Origin of the sequence: Chloracidobacterium sp. (assembly GCA_025057975.1) — a bacterium.
In the GTDB taxonomy this organism is placed as follows: domain Bacteria; phylum Acidobacteriota; class Blastocatellia; order Chloracidobacteriales; family Chloracidobacteriaceae; genus Chloracidobacterium.
In genome coordinates this window covers 1-559 of the sequence record JANWUV010000062.1, presented here as the reverse complement: position 1 = coordinate 559, position 559 = coordinate 1, and the positions used below count along the sequence as shown (strand labels likewise).

Genomic DNA, 559 nt, shown 5'->3' with positions numbered 1-559 from the left:
ACGGGAAACGGCTCCCTGTTTTCAAACCGGGGGGGTGAGTCCGTGGTCCCCTCCACCGTCAACGCTCGCATGGGTTTACCGCCCGCCTTTGGCCCCCACCGCCAACTCCAAATGACGTTAATCAAAAACGGCACGACTGAAAACGCCAGGATAAAAGCCCCAATCGTACAGATTTGATTGAGCGTGGCAAATTGGGGGTCGTACATGGCCACACGCCGGGGCATCCCTTGCGTCCCCAAAACGTGCATCGGCAAGAACGTGATATTTGCCCCAATGATGGTCAGTAGAAAGTGAATTTTCCCCAACGTTTCATTCAGCATCCGGCCCGTCATTTTGGGGAACCAGTGATAAATCCCGGCGTACAAACCAAACACCGACCCCCCAAACAACACGTAATGGAAATGGGCCACAACATAGTACGTGTCATGGACATGCACATCCACCGGCGCTGTTCCTAATGTCACACACTCAGCCCGCCAATTACAAACATGATTAACAGGCCCATCGCAAACAACATGGCACTGGTGTAACGAATCTTGCCGCCCCACAGCGTAGCCGT

The 559-nt window shown here is 53.7% G+C and carries 1 pseudogene; it reads right to left on the bottom strand.

Annotated features, from left to right (window positions below):
• Positions 1-559 (bottom strand): annotated as a pseudogene (locus NZ585_15085) (cbb3-type cytochrome c oxidase subunit I).